General features: G+C 44.7%; 13 protein-coding genes. 4 read left to right on the top strand and 9 right to left on the bottom strand.

The window, feature by feature from the left end:
- Positions 1-2 precede the first annotated feature (2 nt).
- Entirely contained in the window at positions 3-731 is a 729-nt protein-coding gene (locus PSU72_RS11035) for a proteasome-type protease (protein WP_300432551.1), read from the bottom strand.
- 201 nt (positions 732-932) lie between these two features.
- On the opposite strand from PSU72_RS11035, the gene PSU72_RS11030 reads away from it, so the two are divergent.
- Together PSU72_RS11030 and PSU72_RS11025 are read left to right on the top strand one after the other, a co-directional pair.
- A complete protein-coding gene (locus PSU72_RS11030; RefSeq protein ID WP_300432550.1) occupies positions 933-3,512 on the top strand; it encodes a circularly permuted type 2 ATP-grasp protein in 2,580 nt (859 codons plus the stop codon).
- An 11-nt stretch (positions 3,513-3,523) separates the two neighbouring features.
- Positions 3,524-4,420 (top strand): transglutaminase family protein, encoded by an 897-nt coding sequence (locus PSU72_RS11025; protein WP_300432548.1) that lies wholly within the window; start codon positions 3,524-3,526, stop codon positions 4,418-4,420.
- 34 nt (positions 4,421-4,454) lie between these two features.
- Here PSU72_RS11025 and PSU72_RS11020 read toward each other — a convergent pair whose 3' ends face one another.
- The 7 genes from PSU72_RS11020 to PSU72_RS10990 all read right to left on the bottom strand — a co-directional run bounded on the left by PSU72_RS11020 (position 4,455) and on the right by PSU72_RS10990 (position 18,176).
- Positions 4,455-6,545, bottom strand: a complete 2,091-nt coding sequence (locus PSU72_RS11020) for a carboxy terminal-processing peptidase (RefSeq protein ID WP_300432547.1) — start codon at positions 6,543-6,545, stop codon at positions 4,455-4,457.
- Positions 6,546-7,194: 649 nt separating this feature from the next.
- A complete protein-coding gene (gene ppc, locus PSU72_RS11015) occupies positions 7,195-9,990 on the bottom strand; it encodes a phosphoenolpyruvate carboxylase (RefSeq protein WP_300432546.1) in 2,796 nt (931 codons plus the stop codon).
- A 178-nt stretch (positions 9,991-10,168) separates the two neighbouring features.
- Entirely contained in the window at positions 10,169-13,534 is a 3,366-nt protein-coding gene (locus tag PSU72_RS11010; protein ID WP_300432545.1) for a transglutaminase family protein, read from the bottom strand.
- A 51-nt stretch (positions 13,535-13,585) separates the two neighbouring features.
- Entirely contained in the window at positions 13,586-14,818 is a 1,233-nt protein-coding gene (locus PSU72_RS11005) for a hypothetical protein (protein ID WP_300432544.1), read from the bottom strand.
- Between the two features lie 62 nt (positions 14,819-14,880).
- Complete coding sequence (locus PSU72_RS11000) at positions 14,881-15,708, bottom strand: transglutaminase family protein (RefSeq protein WP_300432542.1); 828 nt, start codon at positions 15,706-15,708, stop codon at positions 14,881-14,883.
- 42 nt (positions 15,709-15,750) lie between these two features.
- The gene (locus PSU72_RS10995; RefSeq protein ID WP_300432667.1) at positions 15,751-16,743 is read right to left on the bottom strand and encodes an alpha-E domain-containing protein; all 993 of its coding nucleotides are present in this window, start codon (positions 16,741-16,743) and stop codon (positions 15,751-15,753) included.
- Positions 16,737-18,176, bottom strand: a complete 1,440-nt coding sequence (locus PSU72_RS10990) for a circularly permuted type 2 ATP-grasp protein (protein WP_300432541.1) — start codon at positions 18,174-18,176, stop codon at positions 16,737-16,739. Before PSU72_RS10990 ends, PSU72_RS10995 begins: the two co-directional genes overlap by 7 nt.
- 369 nt (positions 18,177-18,545) lie before the next feature.
- On the opposite strand from PSU72_RS10990, the gene PSU72_RS10985 reads away from it, so the two are divergent.
- Both PSU72_RS10985 and PSU72_RS10980 read left to right on the top strand, forming a co-directional pair.
- Entirely contained in the window at positions 18,546-19,343 is a 798-nt protein-coding gene (locus PSU72_RS10985) for a transglutaminase family protein (protein ID WP_300432539.1), read from the top strand.
- A gap of 20 nt (positions 19,344-19,363) precedes the next feature.
- A complete protein-coding gene (locus PSU72_RS10980; protein WP_300432538.1) occupies positions 19,364-20,218 on the top strand; it encodes a transglutaminase family protein in 855 nt (284 codons plus the stop codon).
- A gap of 46 nt (positions 20,219-20,264) precedes the next feature.
- Here the strand turns inward: PSU72_RS10980 and PSU72_RS10975 are convergent, their stop codons facing one another.
- The gene (locus tag PSU72_RS10975; RefSeq protein ID WP_300432536.1) at positions 20,265-20,429 is read right to left on the bottom strand and encodes a rubredoxin; all 165 of its coding nucleotides are present in this window, start codon (positions 20,427-20,429) and stop codon (positions 20,265-20,267) included.
- Positions 20,430-20,735 lie beyond the last annotated feature (306 nt).

Raw genomic sequence — 20,735 nt, 5'->3', positions numbered from 1 at the left:
GATTAACACCAATCAGGGCCAGGAATTTCAGCAAAGACTTTTCGTAAACCTTCGCCCCAATGTTGGCGTACTGAGAGAAAGTAAGGGTCGTCTTTAGCTACACGGTGATTGTAATCTATGCTGAGTTTGTTGTTTCTATACACCAGTACGTCAACTGGCAAGTCAACGGAAACATTACTGCGAATAGTTGAATCAAAAGAAATCAGCACGCACTTAAGCGCATCTTCTAGGCCGCATTTGTAGTTAATAACGCGGTCTAAAATCGGTTTGCCGTATTTTGTTTCCCCTATTTGGAAGTAAGGAGTTTCTTGGCTGGCTTCAATAAAATTACCTGCAGAGTAAATATTGAAAAGCCGCGTTGGCTCACCTGCAATTTGCCCTGCAAACAGAACGGATATATTGAAATCTGTATTGTGGTGGCGTAAATGTTCGGCATCTTCTTTATGCACAGTGCGAATGGCCGTACCAATAAGGCGCGCAGCATCAAACATATTGGTAGCATTGTGTAGATTATGCGTTTCGTTATTTGCAATGTCTTTATGCAAGTGCTGCAATACTGCTTGAGTCACCGCTAAGTTACCTGCGGTTAGCATCACCATAGTGCGCTCACCGGGTACTTCAAAAGTGGTCATTTTAGGAAAAGTAGCCACTTGGTCAACCCCCGCATTCGTACGGGTGTCAGATGCCATTACCAACCCAGATTCTAGTAGTATTCCAACACAATAAGTCATATATGCAGCTTGATAAATAAAGCATTAATAATAACTTTTTAATGAATCAACAAGCAACCTGTTTGCGCTGTAAATCGCGCTAAATCAGGCTCCATTTAGGTGATGCTAGGTATTTATTTGTTAAAATTTATGTCTAGTGATGCAACTTACCCGCTGAGCCACATTTAAGCTTAAAATGTGCTTAGGTTTCTGAGATAAAACATGGCAACTTCAAATCAATATTCACAAGCTTCAAACGCTAATGCCTGGCTAGGTAATACGGCTGGTTATTCGGCGGGCGCAAGCATGTTGGATGAAATGCTCGATCAATCTGGCAAGGTTCGTCCGCACTGGGCATATTATATTCAAGCCTTACAAAAATTAGGGCAGGGTGAAGTTAGCTTAAGGCAGAATGAAATTCACAAGCTATTACGTGAGAACGGCGTCACTTACAATGTGTATGGTGACCCTGACGGTAGCAGTCGCCCGTGGCAGCTAGATTCTGTGCCCTTGCTGCTGGCTAATGAAGAATGGCGCGATATTGAGTTGGGCTTGCTAGAGCGTGCAGAGCTGCTGAACTTGATTCTGACGGATATTTACGGACCGCGTGAGCTTATTCGGCAAGGCTTGTTACCGATAGAGATGTTGTTCAATCACAGTGGTTTTTTGCGCGCTTGCGACAAAGTTAAAATACCCGGTAAACATCAGTTAGTGCTTTATGCTGCGGATTTAGCGCGTGGCCCTGATAATCGCATGTGGGTGATTGGTGACCGTACCCAAGCGCCTTCCGGCGCTGGTTATGCCTTGGAAAACAGGCTGGCGATGTCACGCGTGTTTCCAAATATTTTTCGTGACACCCAAGTACAACGATTAGATGGCTTTTTTCAATCGTTGCGTCATGGTATGCAAGAAATTGCGCCACAAAACTCTGATGCGCCTAGAGTGGTGGTGCTTACGCCAGGGCCATTTAATGAAACCTTTTTTGAACATGCTTATTTAGCTTCACATTTAGGCTATCCCTTGGTTCAAGGCGATGACCTAACTGTACGCGATGGTTTTGTTTGGTTGAAATCACTCAATGGTTTGCAGCGTGTAGATGTCATTATGCGCCGCATGGACGATGTGTTTTGTGATCCACTAGAGTTGCGCGATGATTCTCGCTTGGGTATTCCAGGTTTGCTAGAAGTGGCGCGCAGAGGCAATGTGACGATTGCCAACCCTTTAGGCAGCGGCGTATTAGAAAGTCCGGGTTTATTGCCATTTCTGCCAAGAATCGCAGAATACTTTTTGGGCAAGAAACTACGTTTGCCAAGCGCAGCCACATGGTGGTGCGGTCAGCCCAAAGAGCTGGATTATGTGCTGAACAATCTGCATAAATTAGTGATTAAGCATATCTGCCGTGGTGCCATGACCTCGGTTTTTGGCAGCCAGTTGAGTCGGCAACAAATCGCTTACTGGTGCGACCGTATTCGTGCTAACCCAGCATTCTTTGTGGGGCAAGAACATGAAGTGTTTTCTACCGCGCCATCATTGGTTGATGGACGTTTAGAGCCGCGGCAGTCATTGATGCGCTGTTTTATGGTCGCTCAAGAGCGCGGCTATCACCTTATGCCAGGAAGCCTCACCCGCAGTGCGACGCAAACCGGTGATGTGCTGGTTTCAAATCAGCTAGGTGCCATGAGTAAAGATACATGGATAGTGGGCGGCAATACCGCGCTGCAAGCCAGTACTACAGAAAACAAGCATGCAGAGTTTATTACCAGCACTTACAGCAGCACCTTATCTAGTCGTATTGCAGAAAATCTATTTTGGGTAGGTCGCTATGCGGAGCGCACGGAAGGCAGCATCCGGTTGCTGCGCACCACGGTTAAAAAGCTTTATATCAACCCAGACAATAACAACACGCATTATAAAAACAGTTTGCACACTATTTTGCGCGGCCTGACCAATATCACTAATACCTACCCGGGTTTTATCGGTAAAGATTCAGCCGAGCTACTTGAAACACCCGATAATGAACTTCTGTCATTGATGTTAGATGAAGAGAAAATCGGCAGCATCGCTAATAATCAGCGTTGCTTAGTGCAATCAGGTTATGCGGTGCGTAACTTGTGGTCGTCTGACACGTGGCGCGTGATTGATGAAATTAAGAGCCACCTAGAACAATCGCAGCAACTGACTGAATCTACGCTGTGGAATATACAAGAGCATATGGACGGTCTAATCACCGCGCTGTCAGCCTTTAGCGGCTTGATTATGGAGAGTATGACGCGTGGCAATGGTTGGCTGTTTTTAGATTTAGGTCGTCGTCTTGAACGTGCTTTATTGCTTATTTCACTGTTACGCAGTTGTTTTTCGACTGCACAGGTGGAAGGAGCAGAGCAACTGTTGATGGAGTCATTGTTAGATACTAGCGACAATCTGATTTGTTACCGTGAACACTATCGCAACAGCATCGAGTTGCCTTCGTTCATTGAGTTGTTAATGCTGGATAAAAATAATCCACGTTCTTTAGCCTACCAATTTAATCGCATTCAGAAACACGTGAGTAAAATGCCACGAAAACCAAGCAATGCTAAGCTAAGCATGGAAGAACGTTTGATATTAGAAGCTTGCAGCTTGTTAGATTTAACTAATATCAATGACCTGATTAAAACCACGGATGGCAATGTGAGAGAAAACCTAGATCAAACGCTCAGCCGCTTGTATTACCTGATTGCCACGCTATCTGACACCGTTACTGCCACCTATTTTCAGCATGGGCAGGTGCAACATTCTCTAAACGCGGTTAAGCCAGTCTAACGAGATTCAGCATGCACTATAAAATCACCCATATCACAAAGTATGATTACACCGATGCGGTAGGGCGCTCTTACAGCGAAGCCAGATTGATGCCTAGAAGCTGCACCAATCAACAAGTGATTTCATCTACCTTGAATATAGAACCCTACGCAGCAGATTTTCGTATTCGCGAAGATTTCTTCGGCAACCATGTGGCATATTTTTCTATACAACAAGCGCATAAAGTTTTCACCATTACCGCCATCAGCGAGGTGCAACTGCAAGAAAATCCAGCCCAATTAGATTTCTATCAAGGCTATACTTGGGAAGAAGTACGTGACTTGCTGGCTCAGCAAACGCATGTTGCAAAACAAACTGTAGATACGCTGGATGCCCGCCAATACAGATTAGATTCACCCTTAGTTGCCGTGACCTCAGAGCTTGCAGAGTATGCAGCACCCTCTTTTACACAGGGCAGGTCAATGACAGACGCGGTCAACGATTTAATGCAGCGTATTTATAAAGACTTTACTTTTGACCCAGACTTTACAACCCTTGCCACGCCGCTCGCGACAGTGCTAGAGCATAGAAGAGGCGTTTGTCAGGATTTTGCGCACCTTGCAATCGGCTGCTTACGTTCGGTAGGTTTGGCCGCTAGATATGTCAGTGGCTATATAGAAACGCTACCTCCTCCTGGTGAAGTTAAGCTCATCGGGGCCGACGCCTCACACGCTTGGTTTTCAGTCTACGTGCCAGAACAAGGCTGGATAGATTTTGACCCCACCAACAATCAAATGCCTAACACACAACACATCACACTAGGCTGGGGAAGAGACTACGCAGATATTACCCCGCTTAAAGGCGTGATATTTGGCGGCCAACAGCATGAATTGGATGTATCGGTGCATGTGGAGTGTTTGAGTTCGTAAAATGTTGCGTGGGGGTAACCCCACGCTACTTAAGCTAATGCATTTCGGTTTTAGGTGTTGGGTTTATTGCGACGGTATTATTAACCCTAGGCAAGCTGATTTCATCACTAAGCACATTTGCAGCTTCGTTAAGTAAAATATCTTTAGTATTCTTTCTTATCTTTTCGATTTCTAATTCACGATTTAGATTTCGCTCGTTTATCTGAAGTCCATCGTCTCTTAAAGAGTCATTCAATTGAGAATTGCTGGTTTTCTCACGTGATGCCAAGCGCTTTTCTTGCACTTCACGCTCTTTAATACGTTCAGCCTCATTTAATGAAATTAGATTTTTGTCTAATTGATTTTTGTATTCCGTAATATCTTCTTGTAAGTACTGAAAATCTTTGTCTTTGCTAATACGTGAATTATGGTTAGCGATAAGTTTAGGAATAACTGTTTTCAAATCACCTGCTGAGGTAAATTCAGCAGACTTAATTTGTGACCAAGGCAAAGGATTGTCATAACTTGATTCACCCGAATTATCTAGATCGGTGATGGTTGGTAAGCTGATATCAGGCGTCACGCCTCGTAATTGCGTTGTGCCACCATTGATGCGGAAAAATTGCGCAACCGTCATCTTAAGTTCGCCAAATTTAGGTTTATCATTCTTAACCAGTTGATCTAGATTTATTACAGATTGCACGGTACCTTTACCAAAACTCTGTTCACCAATAATGACACCACGACCATAATCTTGTATTGCCGCGGCGAAGATTTCAGAGGCTGATGCTGAGCCGCGGTTAATTAGAATACCTAGTGGGCCATCCCAAAGCGCACCTTTTCTAGTATCACTATCAACTTTTATCACGCCTTTATCATTACGCTCCTGTAATACGGGGCCTTTATTGATAAACAAACCTGTTAATTCAATGGCTTCGTCTAATGAACCACCGCCATTGTTACGTAAATCGACTAATACACTGTCAACCTTGTCTTTTTTAAGCTCTTCTAATAGTAGCGATACGTCTCTAGTGGCACTTTTAAAAGACTTGTCACCGTTTTGGCGGGCTTCAAAATCTTGATAAAAAACAGGCAGACTAATCACGCCAATTTGGTGTGTTACGCCATTATCTGTCACCTTAATGATGGATTTTTTAGCCGCTTGTTGTTCTAGGCTAATTTTCTTTCTTGTAAGTGCAATCAACTTATGTTTGCTATCAGTACTGGCTGTTACGGGCAAAATGTCTAGGACTACCACAGAGTTCTCAGCGCCACGAATGAGTGCAACCGTATCATCAAGCCGCCAACCCATCACATCTGTCACGGTGCCGTTCACTCCTTGCCCTACACCTACAATTCGATCGCCTACTTCAAGTTTTCCTGAAAGCGCAGCAGGGCTGCCAACGACCAGTTCTCGAATAGTGGTGTATTCGTCTTTATCTTGCAATACAGCGCCAATCCCAACTAGTGAGAGCTTCATAGAGATGTCAAAGTCATCCGACTGCTGAATGCCAAAGTAATTAGTATGTGGATCAATCGTCATGGTGTAAGCGTTCATAAAGCTTTGGAACACGTCATCACTCTTGAATTTTGCATTACTTTTCAAGTTATTTTCGTATCGTTTGTCTAAGGTGTCGATGATGCTCTTATCGTTTTTACCTGCTAGCTTAAGGCGAAGCCAATCATTCTTAACGCGTTTACGCCAAATATCATTCATCTCGTCTTGAGACTTTGCCCATGGAGATTTTTCGCGTGTTAATTGTGAGTTCTCATCTACTTTAAAATCAAAGCCCTTTTTGAGTAAAGAGCGAGCATAAGTGATGCGATCTACAATGCGCTGCTGATAGAGATTGAAAATTTCAAAGGGAATGGATAGATCTTCTTTTAATATGGCGTCATCAAGCATTGTGCGAAATGTAGATAACTGATCAATATCAGACTGTAAGAAAAATATCTTTTGCCCATCTAACGACTTGATATAAGCATCAAATATTTTAGAGGAGCTTGTATCATCAAGTAATACAGGCTTGTAGTGATATCGAGTTAATACTTCAGCAGATAAATGTGCCGCCTGAGATTGCTGCTGCGTTGGCGCTAATAAAGGAACCGTTTGAGCTGCGTTTGATTGAGCTGCTTGCGCTGACATTAAAAAAACAAACAGTAAGCAGAGCAATTTGATCTTCATTCATATTCCTGACATTAATTTTTAAAATTTAACTTCGACTTCAACTAGATTGCTGGGATAGCGCAATTTTTTATACTCTACTCTAGACCGATTAATTCATGAATAGTTTTAATTTACGTTTCTTATAGCATATTTTGAAGGCATAAGAACAGGTATCAAGAGACGCGGTTGTGTTAGATGAGCTGCCATCCTAATCAAAAATTGGCATCGTTTTCGGGCACCGCCCAAATGGTGTGAATATGGTCGGGCAGCAAAACTCAGGTGTCAATCTCAAACGGCTATTGCGCATGCACCTTTTCAATAGCGTTTCTTAAAGCTTTGCGAACAGATTCATCACATAAAAATGTTTGCCGAGGATAGGTAACCACCGTGAAAAAGTAAGTGGCATTTGTGGTATTAGCGCGACGGTAGTGTGACATTAGGTGATTTTAAATTATTTATCGCGCAAATAAAATTCGTAGGATGGGGTTTAACCCCACTCGGTGCATGTTGCAAGGTAAGTCAGGCGTGGGTTCAAGAACCCATCCTACAAAGTAATCAGTCTAAATAGTAGCAAGAGTTGGTGAGGGTGAGTTAATTTGAATGTTAAATTAACAGGCTGAATTGCAAGTTAACCTGTATTCCTTAACCCCGCCGCGATACCATTAATCGTCAAATGAATTGCGCGTTTCACTAGCACATCGGTTTCACCGCTCCTATGTCTTTTAATGAGTGCGACTTGTAGGTGATTGAGTGGGTCTAGGTAGGGGAGTCGGTTTTTAATTGAATTGGCTAGTGTGGGGTTGTTGGCTAGGCGCTCGGTGTTTTGTAGAATTAAATTGAGTGCTTGGTTAGTGAGTGCATGCTCTTTCTTTATGCGTTCAAATACGGGGGTTCTGAGTGTTTCATCTTGCACTAGTTCTGAATAACAGGCGGCTATTGTGAGGTCTGTTTTTGCTAGCATCATGTCCATATTGGAGATGAGCGTTTTGAATAAAGGCCAAGCGGCGAGCATGTCTCTTAAAATAAGGGTGCGTTGTTCTTTGTCGGTTTCGTCTTTGCTTGCGCTTAAATAATCATCTATTGCGCTGCCAAAACCGTACCAGCCGGGTAGCAATAGTCGGCATTGCCCCCATGAGAAACCCCATGGGATGGCACGTAAGTCTTCAATGCGTTGTGTGGATTTACGCGAGGCAGGGCGGCTGCCTAGATTCAAATCGGCGATTTCTGAAATTGGAGTTGAGCTGAAAAAGTACTCTGCAAACCTTGGTGTTTCATAGACTAAATCTCGGTAAGCGTGCATTGCACTGGCAGAGAGTTGATCCATCAACATCTCATAAGCTCTGCGTTGCGTTTTGGGTAGTTGATCTTGCGGAAATAGTGAAGCATCTATGGTGGCGGCTACAAAGGCTTCTAAATTGCGCCTTGCCACTTTTGGGTCTGAGAATTTATTGGCGATAATTTCGCCTTGTTCCGTTAAGCGTATTTGCCCTGCAACAGTACCGAGCGGTTGCGCCATAATGGCCTGATAGGTTGGGCCGCCGCCACGACCAACCGCGCCGCCACGGCCATGGAACAACCGTAATCTCACATCAGCCTGACTGAATAGCTCAACTAAATAGACTTCGGCTTTATACAGCTCCCAGTTTGAGGTTAAAAAGCCGCCATCTTTATTGCTATCAGAATAACCAAGCATGATTTCTTGCTCATTGCCTTGATGGCGAATCAAATGGCGTATGCCTAGCAAACTCAGCCATTCGCTCATGATTTTTGGCGCGTTGCGTAAATCTTCAATGGTTTCAAATAACGGTACGATATTGAGTTCCATCTCTACGCTGGCTGAACCCCAAGCACCGCGCAGCAGGCCTGCTTCTTTTTGTAGCAATGCCACTTCAAGGAGGTCAGACATGGTTTCAGTGTGCGAGATAATGTAATGTCGCACCGTGCGATTGCCAAATTTTGCACGTACTTCACGGGCTTTTCTAATCACATTCATTTCTGTTTGCAGTAAGTCTGAATATTTTTGAAACGGTGAGAACAGCAAACGTGGCTGGCGGAGTTCTTCTAGCAGGATATTTACTTTTTCGGCTTCGCTGAGTGCTGCATAGTCAAAGCTGTAGCCTGCATTCACAAATAGTTCTTTTAGCACGGCTTCATGTACGTCTGAGCTTTGTCTTAAATCGATGGTCGCTAAATGAAAGCCAAAGGTTTCAACCGCTTTAATAAGCTTGCCTAGCCTTGGGTAAACCAGCAACTCACCATGATTTTCAATCAATGAATTGGCAATAATATTCAGGTCAGCTAAAAGCTCATCCGCGCTGGCGTAAGGTTTTAAGTTCTCGGCAACGTTAGTTTCAATATGCAGGCTAGATTCGCTACCGATTAAATTTTGAAAACTTAATGAAAGCCGCCCCATTACCGCCATGATGGCAAGGCGATAGGGTTCATCTTGTCGATGCGGAGATTGATCTTGCGAGGTGCTGGCTAAATCTAGCAATGCTTGTGAAACTTTGACTAAGCGCGTAGTAGGTGTGAGCTCTTTGCGCAAACTGCTGATTTCGCGTAAATAATGCTCAAACGCCACGGTGGATTGTTGTATGGTCGCCATGTCTAAGGTGGCGGCGTTCACATTGGGGTTGCCATCGCGGTCGCCACCAATCCAGCTACCCATTTGCAGAAAACTTGGTAGTTGATAGCGCTCTGTACCTGTTTTACCAAACAGGTCGCCGATATCTTGTTCCAAATCCTGTAATAGTTCAGGAATCGCATCCAGCAAACTCAAGCGGTAGTAGGAAAGTGCGTTGTCAATTTCGTTGTTCACTGTCAGTTTGTCAAAACGCAACATTCTGGTTTGCCATAAAGCCGTGACAGCAGCATAGAGCATGCGCGAGTTTTTTTCGGTTTCTTGGCGCGACATGAGTTGCGCTTTATTGGCGAGTAATGCTGAAATTACCTGTTCAGTATCTAACAGACTTTTTCTTTGGACCTCAGTCGGGTGCGCAGTTAAAACAGGTGAAATTAATGCTGATTTAAAGAAATCATCAATTTGCTTTAGCTCTAATTTTTCATCTTTGAAAGAACGCATAGAGTTCGCCACGCCGCCTGGTGCATCTACGCTTTCTTCCAGTCTATATTGGTAGTTGCTGTAAAGGTCTTCAGCAATATTCACTAAGTGTTTAAAGTAGCTAAAGGCTCTCGCCACCGCAATGGTTTGGCTGTTGGTCAGCTCTTTTAATAAACCATCTAGTTTTTGTGTAAATTCTTGGTCACCTTCACGATGAAATTTCACAGCAGATTGACGAATTGCCTCTATGGTTTCAAAGGTTTTTTCACCTTCGTTATCTTTAATCACCTCGCCTAGAATGCGCCCAAGGTAACGGATATTTTCTTTAAGCGCAGTTTCAGCGGATGTCATAGGTGCATTCATTTTTCAATTCCTCAAACCAAATATGTTCAATGGATTACATGATTTAAAACACTACTACTTCTATTAAAACTTACGCTCTCGTCATTCCCGCGAAGGCGGGAATCCAGTTAGATAAATTACTTGCCTAGATTCCCGCCTTCGCGGGAATGACAGAGTGAGGCTTTAAATTTAATTCCTGCTAATTCGCATGCCACCTTAAATCTAAAGTAAATGGATACTCGCGATTGTTTAACTCTGTGGGTGGTTCCATTAGCTTCACTGCCTTATTGGCAGATTTCTTCGGTGATTTAATATTGCCCGGCGTATGTTCAAGTACCGTAAATCGGCTCACGCGGCGACCTTCTGCTTCATACGCATTAACTGGCAAGGTGTCGTAGTTACGACCACCCGGGTGTGTGACATGGTAAGTACAGCCGCCAATAGAGCGCCCATTCCATGTATCAATCACATCAAATACCAGCGGCGCTTGTACGCCTATGCTTGGGTGCAATGCAGAAGGCGGATTCCACGCGCGGTAACGAACGCCAGCGACCATTTCACCTTGCGTGCCAGTATCGCGTAACGGCAAGCGACGACCATTGCAGGTAATCGCATAGCGTTCACCAGTGATGCCTGTGAGTTTGACTTGCAAGCGCTCAACGGAAGAATCGACATATCTAGCTGTGCCGCCGCTAGTGATTTCCTCGCCTAATACATGCCAAGGCTCAATTGCCGTTCTAAGTTCAAGTTGTAAGTCTTGAATTTCTAAGGTACCGCAACGTGGGAAGCGGAATTCGATAAAAGGTGCAAACCAGTCTTTAGAAAACGCATAGCCAGCTGCTTGTAAATCTTGCGCGACATCTTCAATATCGCGTGCAATAAAGTGCGGCAGCATAAAGCGGTCGTGCAATTGTGTACCCCAACGCACCAATGGTTTTTTGTACGGCTCTTTCCAGAAACGTGCGACCAAAGTACGCAATAGCAGCATCTGTACTAAGCTCATTTGCGCATGTGGAGGCATTTCAAAGGCGCGTAACTCCAATAAACCCAAGCGACCAGTATCTGAGCCAGGAGCATAAAGTTTATCAATACAGAATTCACTGCGGTGTGTGTTACCTGTCATATCCACTAGCAGATTGCGCAGTAAGCGGTCTACTAACCACGGAGCCGGCACTTCGCCATCGGGCATCTGTTGGAAGGCAATTTCTAGTTCGTACAAGCTGTCATTACGTGCTTCATCCACTCGCGGCGCTTGGCTGGTTGGGCCAATAAACAAGCCAGAAAACAGGTATGACAATGAAGGGTGGTGCTGCCAATAAGTAATCAAACTGCGCAGTAAGTCAGGGCGGCGCAATATTGGGCTATCCGCTGGCGTAATGCCACCTAGCGTGACATGGTTGCCACCACCAGTGCCAGTATGACGGCCGTCTAGCATGAATTTCTCAGAACCCAGTCTGGTTAAGCGCGCTTGTTCATAGAGAGTGGTTGTGTTGTGCACCAAAGCATCCCAACTGGCGGCTGGGTGAATGTTGACTTCAATTACGCCAGGATCGGGCGTAACAGGTAGGCGAGTTAGGCGTAAGTCGTGAGGTGGTTGATAACCTTCAATCACCACTGGCATATTTAATGTGCTGGCAGTCGCTTCAATCGAGGCAATGATGTCTAAATAATGCTCTAACGTATTGGTTGGGGGTAGAAAAACATGCAAGCGTCCGCCTCTGGTTTCCACGCATAGCGCAGTATGTGGCGTGAATTCTGGGTCAGTGGGAGCAGATTCTTCAACATCAGACTCATCATCAACCATACCCATTTCATTGCTATGCATATTTTCTTTGGTGAATTTGCTATAACGACGGCTCACTTCAGAATCGATATCCGCTAGTGGTTCTACAGCCTCATACAGGCTGCGCTCGTGTTCATGGTCGCGGTCTTCAAAAGCAATCCAAGGCAACGAGTTTAACGGTAAGCGTAAGCCCATGGCCGAATCACCCGGCGCGAGAAACATCTCGCCGCGCCTGAACTCCCAAGCGCTGCTGCTCCATGCATTGCGCTGATAGCTCCAATGCAACGGAAGCAGATAGCCAACAGGCATACCTAAATCGCCCGTGATCACCTTTGTTAGGCGCTTCCGTTCTAAATCATCTTTGAGGTCTGATTTAAGCGGATTCAGATTATTCGGTAGTAGGCCTTCTGCTAATAAATAATAAAGCGGGTCTTCGTAGCCTGCACAAATGTGGCTACCTTTGAGGCCTAGTCGTTTTGAAAGGTCGCGAATGAAGGTGTCAGCATGTTCGCGATTAAAACCATAGTCTTTGTTTTCATCGGCTAATAGCTCAGGGTTGCGCCAAACTGGCTTGCCATCTTTACGCCAAAAACAGGCGAGTTGCCAGCGCGGCAGAGGTTCGCCGGGGTACCATTTACCTTGTCCAAAATACAGTAAGCCGCCCGGTGCAAAGCTATCGCGCAAGCGTCTGACTAACTTACCAGCAAGCACGCGCTTTTCTTCACCATCCGCATCAATATTCCATTCTGGCGCATCCATGTTATCGATAGAGATAAAGGTTGGTTCGCCACCCATGGTTAAGCGCACATCGCCTGCTTCTAACTCCGTATCTATTTTTTGACCAAGCGCGTTGATCTCTACCCATTGCTCTTCGCTATAAGGTTTAGTCACGCGAGGGTCTTCGTGAATACGGGTCACGTTGTTACTAAAACTAAATTCGATATTGGCTTGACCTGTATAACCACCAGTCACTGGTGCCGCGCTGACATAATCAGCCGTGCAAGCGAGTGGTATATGACCTTCGCCAGCGAGTAAGCCAGAAGTCGCATCCAAGCCTATCCAACCAGCGCCAGGTATATATACTTCAGCCCACGCATGCAAATCAGTAAAATCGACTTCGGTACCTGATGGACCATCTAAAGATTTCACATCAGCAGTGAGCTGCACTAAGTAGCCTGAAACGAATCGAGCCGCTAAGCCCATGTGGCGTAAGGCCTGCACTAGCAACCAAGCAGAATCACGACAAGAACCTAGTTTTTTGTCTAGGGTTTCTTCGCAAGTTTGCACGCCAACTTCCATGCGAATGGAGTAATTAATCGTTTGATTGACGCGCTGATTTAAGTACACAAGAAAATCTACAATCGCCTTTTTACCAACATCAATTTCCGCCAACCACGCTTTGAGCAAAGGGCCGTGTTCACGCACTTCAAGATAGGGCGCAAGCTCTTTCAATAATTGCTCTGGGTAAGCAAACGGGTAATTTTCTGCGTATTCTTCTAAAAAGAAATCGAAAGGATTAATCACCGTCATTTCTGCAATTAAATCGACTTCAATTGAAAGTTCGGTAGATTTCTCTGGAAACACTACACGCGCCAAATAATTGCCGAATGGGTCTTGCTGCCAACTGATAAAGTGATTCTCAGGTGTGATTTTAAGTGAGTAAGCACTCACGGGCGTGCGCGAGTGGGCCGCTGGGCGCAGACGGAAAACATGAGGTGCAAGTTGTACCGGATTATCGTAGTGATAAGCCGTTTTATGGTGGAGCGCGACTCGAATAGTCATTAGTGTGTTACCTTTTTAGAGTCGAAATCGTTGTGTTTCTAACTGGCAAAACTAGCTTGCACTTTCAGCTTGCAGTAGGCGTAAACTCTCTTCAACCCCAGCCGCTTTAGTCAGTTCAGCCACATTCTGTTTGGTGAAGAAACCATCAAAATCACCAAAGCGTTGCACGTATTCAATGATGAGCGAAGAGTGTTCTGAGGCGCTAGAGAAAATCTGCTTCAGACCTTCTTCGCGTGAGCCAATCACATCTAATAAGAAGTCTTTGCCTTTTTCCCTGATCGCATCAACTACGTAGTCAATGTTAATCTGACCATTGGTTTCGCCATCTGCCACGCCCAGTGCAATGTGGTGCAAACGCGGACCATAATTGCGTACAAAGTTTTCAGTAGGTGAGGGTAGTCCGACTAAGTGATTAACGAAATAGGGATGATTTGCCGCAGTGAAAACCTTAGCAGGACTTTTTTGCTCGCTACTATAATGCGCACTTTTGGTGACGTTGGTCGATGAGTTCTGGCTGGCAATGTCGTATGAACCCCAGTAGTAATAGCTGGAGAGCGTGAGATATTCGAGTATCGCCACTTCACGATTTTGGCTGTAGATTCGTGTTGCCAAATGGTCAATTGGTAAAATCAGTTTATCTAAACCCAGTTTGGCTTGCGTTTCTTTGGCTTCCATATAGCCACGATTCACATCTTCATGAATCACACTCACACCAAGTGCGTAAATGCGAATATCGCCTACTGGCCGCTCCCAATAGCCCACAATGTTGTGTGTATAGGGTGAGGGTTTGACAATAGACATATTGCCCGGCAGCTCTAATTTACGAATTTGATCTTGATTAAAAAAGCGAATCTCGCGGGCTTTTTGTAGTTCAACCACTTCATGCTGATTAGTTACGCGAAAGATCTCGCCCATATAACGTGAGTTTGGCTTATGCGCACCTATCGGGTAAACATCATTCAAACTGCGGAAAATGCCGTGTATATTGGGGTCGCGTACTTCTCGTATAATCACATCTGGCGAATTCATATCAATACGCAGTACATGCGTCCAATGCGATTCTGATTCTAGCGTGACTAAATAATGATACGGCGTCATCAAGGCTAATTCGCTGATGTAAGCCACTGAGCAACCTGGCTCAACGGTAATCATCATGGCGTCAATTTCATGCACCATATCAGTTAAGCCGATTCGATTTCTATCTTCCAAAAGCTTGGGTAGAAATTCTTCAAACCAAGGTGAATTGACCTTGTCGCCATGACGTTGGTGTTGCAATGAGTTCATTAAGACATCCGAAATGTAAATATATCTGTGACTATTGGGTATAAATGAAAAGACTGATGCGGTTATTGCTGTATTTGTGACATTTCATGTACTTTAAAATTTACTGACATTTTTTCGTTGCCAATATCGTGCATCACGCTGCTAATCGGGCATGCATCGCGATAGTCTAAGCCGGTAGCCAATCGTATATGGATGCCATTTGACGGTGCATTATTGGCCACATCAAAACTTTGCCAACCACTGCCAACTAGCCAAGCGTCTGCCCAACTATGGTTTTCAAGTTGCTTAGTTATCGGGTTAAAACAATAGCCATGCACAAATCGTGCGGGTATTTTTAAAGCCCTGCAGCAACTAATAAAAAGATGCGTCATACCCTGACTTAAAGCTTTGCCTGCGGTTAAGGTTGTAATTGCTGATTGTTGATTTTCAGCCGTTGTTTTATTTAAGATAACGGTTTGTGAGATTTCATTCATCAGCGCCGTTAGCAAATCTTGATTGATGGATTTGTGTTGTGATGCAACTTGCTGCGCGAACTGAATTACTTGATCATTGGCCTCAGTGAGCGCAGTACTTCTCAGGTAGATAGGCAGCGCCAAATCATCATGTTTTGATTTATCTTTTGCTAATAAATCAGTAGACCAATCAAGATCAGTTTCTACTTCACCTGTGGCGCTAATCATAATTTCTTGGTGTGGTGTATCCATCACCAAAGTGTGGGTGGTATTGCCGAAAGCATCAAGCTGTGTGGATGATAGCCCACTTACTTTCACCTGCCAGTTGCTCACGCGCTGACCAAAACCATCCTGTGGCGTGAGGCGTAACTGTTGTATGGTGTACCCGATAGGCTTGTTGAATGCGAAGCGGGTATGGTGTTCAATATTAAATTTCATCGCGATTCTCCCACTTTAATGATTCATTTTTACAGTTAACACTTATCCTTGGCTTTGTAATTCCCCAACATTTGGTTTTTCAGGTTCGTTAATAATTGGCGCATTCAGGTAAGTACGCTGAATCTCAACACCCAAGCGATTGTTTTGTCTGAGGAACGCTTCTAAAAATTCATGCAAGCCCCCTCTGAAAATGTCTTCTATACGCCCGTAATGTAAGCTTGAGTGCATTTCACCCGCCAAACGCTTACATTCACGACCTGCATCACCCGTCAGTTGGTCGAGTATCGTTGTCAGTTCATCCATACACGCATGTAGCGAGCGCGGCATGTCGTGACGTAAAACCAGTAATTCAGCCACGCGCAATGGCATTACTGCATCGCGATAAACTTTTAAATAAGCTTCATAAGCACTGGCAGAACGTAACAGTGCGCTCCATTCGTAATAATCTACTGCGCCACCTACATCGCTTGCTGAAGGTAACAAAAGGTGATATTTCACATCGAGTAAGCGTGCCATGTCATCGGCGCGTTCGATAAATCCACCTAATCGCGTAAAGCGGAAGCCATCATCCCGCAACATCGTGCCGTAAGTCACGCCACGGAACAGATGCGAACGTGATTTCACCCAATCGCAGAATTCTGACAAGCCACTGTCTAAAATCAGCTTTTTGTCCATTTGCTGAAATTCAAGCCACAAGCTATTGATGTTCTCCCACATTTCAGAAGACATCGCCACGCGCACCGCATGAGCGTTTTCGCGCGCCGCACGTAGGCAATTGTAAATGCTCGACAAATTGCGGCTATCCATTGCAATGTAGTAAATCACATTGTGCGCAGTGACTTCATCGTAAGCTTTATGAAAATCTTCTACGGTGTCAGAGATATGTAGCAATGGTACCCACAATGCAGCTTCACTTTGCGCGGCGTTTTGTACTAGCGACATGCGATAAGTCACATCCAGCATACGCGCCATGTTTTCTGCACGCTCAATATAACGTGCCATCCAGTAAAGGTGATCAGCGGTGCGGCTTAGCATTGCAGCACCCATGTATCTTTAGTGCCGCCACCTTGCGATGAATTCACCACTAAAGACCCTTCAGTCATCGCCACACGGCACAATGCACCTGGTACTACTGAGGTTGTTTTACCTGTTAATACATAAGGGCGAAGGTCTACATGACGTGGCGCAACCCCTTGCTCAACCATGGTTGGGCAAGTAGAAAGCGCCAGTGTAGGCTGGGCTATATAGTTATCAGGATCCGCTAAAATGCGTAATCTAAACTCTTCAATCTGCGCTTTGCTTGAAGTCGGGCCAACCAGCATGCCGTAGCCGCCAGAGCCTTGTACTTCTTTAACAACCAATTCAGCTAGGTTATCTAACACATACTTCCTGTCATCTTCTTTGCTGAGTTTATAGGTGGGCACATTTGACAATATTGGCTCCTCACCCAAATAGAATTTAATCATGTCCGGCACGTAGGTATAGGTTGCCTTGTCATCAGCCACACCTGTGCCGATGGCGTTCGCTAGTGCTACACCGCCATTGCGATAGACTGAAACCAACCCCGGCACACCCAACATAGAGTCTTGCCTGAATGCTAATGGATCAATAAAGTCATCATCAATACGACGATAAATTACATCAATCTTTTTAGGCCCTTCCGTAGTGCGCATGAATACGGCATTGCCTTTTACAAACATATCGCGACCTTCAACCAGCTCAATGCCCATTTGTTGCGCAAGAAACGCATGCTCAAAATAAGCACTGTTGTAGGCGCCGGGCGTCATCAACACTACTGTAGGATCACTCGTTGCGCCACGCGGTGCCACGGCTCTAAGGTTTTCTAGCAGGAGTTGTGGGTAGTGTTCAACAGGCGAAATTGGGTATTGTCTGAAGAGTTCGGGGAATAATCGCATCATCATGCGACGGTCTTCCAGCATGTACGAAACACCTGAAGGCGTTCGTAAGTTATCTTCTAGCACGTAAAATGTATCAGCTTCGGTGCGCACAATATCAATACCGGCGATGTGCGCATAAACGCCGCCCGGTACATCTACGCCTTGCATTTCTGGCCTATACATTTCGTTAGTCAGTATGCTTTCTGGCATGATGCCAGCTTTGATAATGTCCTGCCCGTGATAGATGTCGTTCAAAAACATATTGAGTGCACGCACACGCTGGCAAGCGCCATCTGACAGCTTCCCCCATTCACTTGCAGCTAAAATTCGCGGAATTACGTCAAACGGAATCAAGCGCTCGGCACCTTCTTCCTCGCCATAAACTGCAAAGGTGATACCGACTCGTCGAAACAGTAATTCTGCATCGCGAGATTTTTGCGCAAGTTGAGAAAAGTCTTTGCCAGCTAACCAGTCAGCATAAGGCGCGTAAACCTGTCTAACACTTTTTTTTGAATCTACAGATTCATCAAATGCAGTGAGCAGTTTATTTTTATAATCAATAGAAGCCATAGTAAAGTCCTACTTGCAAGGCGCGTGCCAACTACGGTTAAAGTAACAGAAATGTATATTTAATGAGGCTTTCAGGCATATTGCAGTTTAAAAGTTGAACGTAAAAAACTTAATTTATAAAGTCTAATTTGTTTGGCGCGCTATTTTGGTGCATTGGAAATTGCTAAGGTATTTAGTTAGTGCGTTAATGCTAATAGTGAATGGTTACAAAAAACGCCTATAGGCAATAATAGACTCAAATTACTTTAATCAAAGCCAGCTTATTTATTTACTAGGCGTTGGTATAGTAATTGCTGTATCTTCTGGGCAGTATAGCTGTAAAAGTGTGACTTTCGTCGCGCTTGCTTTAATCATTAAAGGAAAACAACTGTGTGGCTTCGTACTCGATGTGATATTACTTTTGATGTGGCTATTGCAACCCCGTTTATCCTTATGCTCAGGCCGCGCAGTGGCTTAAATCAATGGATCGCGCGCGAGTCATATACGCTTAACCCTAGCGTGCCAGTGGTTGAATATACCGATAACTATGGCAATCTTTGCCAGCGCCTTATCGCACCGCCGGGTGAATTTTCTATTCGTACATCTGCTGATATTATGACCGCAGACAACATCGATGTTTGTGCAGGCGCACCTTTTGATGAGGTACAAAATTTGCCTGATGATGTGCTTACCTATTTGTTACCTACGCGATATTGCGAATCTGATCGATTTATCGACCTAGGTCAGGAACTCGTAGCTGGCGTGACACCTGGTTATGATCAAGTCGCGACCATCGTGGCTTGGATACGTGACAATATTAAGTTTAATTCAGACTCCATTCACTTTCAGTTATCTGCGGTAGAAGTTAACCAGCAGCGCGAGGGTGTATGCCGTGAGTTGGCGCATTTGGGCATCGCGCTATGTCGAGGCTTGTGTATTCCTGCCCGCATGGTGGTGGGTTACTTACACGGGCTACAGCCTATGGATTTCCATGCTTGGTTTGAGGCTTACGTGGGCGGGCGCTGGTATACCTTTGATCCGACACAACCGTATCCCATAGGTGGCCGTGTCACCGTGGCTTATGGGCGCGATGCTGCTGATGTGGCGATATTTAACCAATTTGGCCCCGCTTTATATCCACAAGCCATGTCGGTCAGTGTTGAGATGTTAGATGCTGCACCTAATTAAGCCTTTCGTGAATTAAAATTATGCAAAGATTACGCATTAAACACCTGACTGAATACACATTCCCAGCTCAGGTCACGTTGAATCAGCATAAGTTGTTATTGCGCCCAAGAGAGGGGCATGATGTACGCATTGAGTCATCAAAGTTAGAAATTACGCCCGCTTACACTATTAAATGGCAACGCGATGTGTTTGATAACTCGCTGGCCATCGTCAATTTCTTGGAACGCTCAAATAAGCTCACTATTGCTAGTGAGGTTGTTATTCAACATTACGAACAAGCGCCTTTTGACTTTATGTTAGAAAGCTACGCCGCTCAATATCCATTTACCTACGCATTAGACGAGCAAGCAGATTTGGCGATTTTTCAACAAACTAGTTTTTATAATGACCAAGCTGTTGTCAATACTTGGCTGCAACAACAAAACCTATTCGGCATGCAAACCTTTAGCTTGCTGATGCATTTAAATCAGAATATTAGCCAAAATTTCCGCTACCAAATGCGAGAAGAGGCGGGGGTGCAATCACCTTCGCAAACACTGTCGCAGCGCAGCGGATCTTGTCGAGATTACGCGACGCTTTTCATTGAGGCTTGTCGTTGTTTAGGGTTAGCGAGCCGCTTTGTGAGTGGTTATTTACATGCGCCAGCCACAGAGGCTGGAAATGCGACCACTCATGCATGGGCTGAAGTCTATTTGCCAGGTACTGGCTGGAAAGGATTTGACCCGACGTCAGGCGAACTCACAGGTAATCGCCACATTGCTGTAGCCGTTGCGCGCAACCCGGAATCAGTTCCACCCATTTCTGGCAGCTTTACTGGGCTGGGCTTGATGGCGACTACGATGATTGTGAATGTGCAGGTGAATTTGTTGCCATAGCTTTAAATGCTAAGTATTTAGCTGCTAATGCCAGCTGGTTAACTACTTAAAATTCAACCATTTCAAACTCTGCCTTAGAAACGCCGCATTCAGGGCAAGTCCACTCAGCAGGTACGTCTTCCCAAGACGTCCCAGGTGCAATCCCATCTTCAGGCCAGCCTTTTTCTTCTTCATACACCAAACCGCATACTACACATTGCCACATTCTCATGATTTTTCCATTATTTAAGCTTAAAAGCCTTCAAATTAAAGACTTACTATTTTGTCGTGTGCTAGCTTAAAGCCTTACAAGAAACATTTCAAATAAAAGCATTAATCGCCTTCATAAATTTTTTGTGTATTTAAGGTTTGAATAAGATTTTAGTTATGTTGATTTGCTGTTTTTTTGCAGTATTAAGTTTACTTGATTGTTGCGTTTAAGTTTCCTAAAGCAGACGGTCATAATCGGTGCTAACGACCCATTATAGTCACTCCATCCTGTTTTCAGCGATACTAATCACAACTGGCAGGTAGCTGT

Origin of the sequence: Methylotenera sp. (assembly GCF_029945535.1) — a bacterium.
Classification (GTDB): Bacteria; Pseudomonadota; Gammaproteobacteria; order Burkholderiales; family Methylophilaceae; genus Methylotenera.
This window is presented reverse-complemented; position numbering and strand designations above follow the sequence as displayed.